Genomic DNA, 2,038 nt, shown 5'->3' with positions numbered 1-2,038 from the left:
CAGCGTCACCTCGTCTTCTTCCGCCGCTGCCGCCGGATGAAGACGAGGTGACGCTGGCCCGGCGGCTGGTGGCGCAGCGCTGCCTGTACGGGGTGGACAAAAACCCGGTGGCGGTGGATGTAGCGAAGGTGTCGCTGTGGTTGGTGACGCTGGCGAAGGAACACCCGTTCACGTTCCTCGACCACGCGCTGCGCCACGGCGATTCGCTGGTGGGGCTGGGCCAAGCGCAGATCGAGGCCTTTCACTGGCAGGCCGGGGGCCGGCAAGCGGCACTGGAGACAGAAGCGATCCGGCAGCGGCTGGCGCGGGTGGCGGAGTTGCGAGCGCAAATCCGGGAGGCGGACGAGGGGCGGAGCGATGCGGCGTTGCACGCGCTCTGGCGGGAGGCGCAGGCCGAGCTGAAGCAGGTGCGGGAGTATGGCGATCTGGTGGTGCTGGCGTTCTTTGCCGGCAGCACGGCGAAGGAGCGGGAAGCGCGGCGGAAGGAGTATGCGCTGGCGGTGTTCGACGAGGAGCGGCTGGCGGCGCTGCGCCGTGAGCTGGAGGCGCAGCGGCACGGCGAGCTGGCGCTGGTGCCGTTCCACTGGGAGATTGAGTTCCCGGAGGTGTTTCAGCGCGAGAAGGGCGGGTTTGACGTGATCGTCGGCAACCCGCCGTTTGCGGGCCACGTGACGCTGGTGGAAGGTAACCCCGCGGGGTATTCAGAGTGGTTGCGCGCAACTGTGCCAGAGAGCGCCGGAAAATGCGATCTGGTTGCGTTCTTCTTCCGGCGGGCGTTTGACCTGCTGCGTGCGGGCGGGACGCTGGGGTTGATTGCGACCAACACCATCGCCCAAGGCGACACCCGCGCGACAGGGTTGCGCTGGATCTGCACCCACGGCGGCGACATCTACGCGGCGCGCAAGCGAGTGCCGTGGCCGGGGCAGGCGGCGGTGATTGTGAGCGTGGTGCATCTGGTGAAGGGGCCGTATGCGGGGGTGCGCTGCCTCGATGGGCGGGCGGTGGAGCGGATCACGGCCTTTCTGTTCCACCGCGGCGGCCACGACGACCCGGCCCGACTGGCCGAGAATGCGGGCAAGAGTTTCATAGGCAGCTTGGTCTTGGGGATGGGGTTCACCTTTGACGACACCGATTCCAAGGGGGTGGCGACGCCGCTGGCCGAGATGGAGCGGCTGATCGCGGCCAACCCGGCTTGCCGGGAGGTGATCTTCCCCTACATCGGCGGTGAGGAGCTGAACAGCCACCCGACCCACGCTCACCACCGCTACGTGATCAACTTCGGCGAACGCGCCGAAGCCGAATGCTGGGCGCGCTGGCCGGAGCTGATGGCGATTGTTGAGCGCAAGGTCAAGCCGGAGCGATTACAATCAACGCAACGCAGCAAGTCAAACCACGGCCATCGTGCCTCTATCTGGTGGCAGTACCCCAACAAAGCCAAAGACCTCAACGCCGCCATCGCCCCGCTGCGGCGGGTGTTGGCGCTCTCGCAGGTGAGCACGCACTTGGCCGTGACCTTCCTGCCAACGCGGATGGTCTATGCCCATTCGTTAGTCATCTTCCCGTTCGAGCGATACGCGGCGTTTTGCGCACTGCAAGCTCGCCCGCACGAAGTCTGGGCGCGGTTCTTCGCGTCGTCAATGAAAGACGATATGCAGTATACGCCCTCCGACTGCTTCGAGACCTACCCGTTCCCGGCGGGGTGGGAGACGGACGGGGCGCTGGAGGCGGCGGGCGAGGCGTACTACGCGTATCGGGCGGGGCTGATGGTGCAGCGCAACGAGGGCTTGACCGCGCTCTACAACCGCTTCCACGACCCCGACGAGGATGACCCGGCGATCGTGCGGTTGCGCGAGCTGCACGCGGCGATGGACGCAGCGGTGCTGCGGGCCTATGGCTGGGACGATCTGCTGCCGCTGGCGTGCGAGTTCGTGCTCGATTACGAGATTGATGAAGCGACGTGGGGCCGGCGCAAGAAGCCGTACCGCTACCGCTGGCCCGACGAGGTGCGCGATGAAATCCTCGCCCGCCTATTGGAGCT

The 2,038-nt window shown here is 66.7% G+C and carries 1 protein-coding gene; it reads left to right on the top strand.

All coding sequences use genetic code 11. The annotated features are described in order from the left end of the window. On the top strand, positions 1-2,038 hold a 2,038-nt coding region (locus U9R81_RS01685; RefSeq protein ID WP_322493809.1), incomplete at both ends, for an Eco57I restriction-modification methylase domain-containing protein.

Origin of the sequence: Chloroflexus sp., assembly GCF_034435895.1 — a bacterium.
GTDB lineage: Bacteria > Chloroflexota > Chloroflexia > Chloroflexales > Chloroflexaceae > Chloroflexus.
Note: the sequence above shows the minus strand (reverse complement) of the source record. Positions and strands in the feature narration are given on the sequence as shown.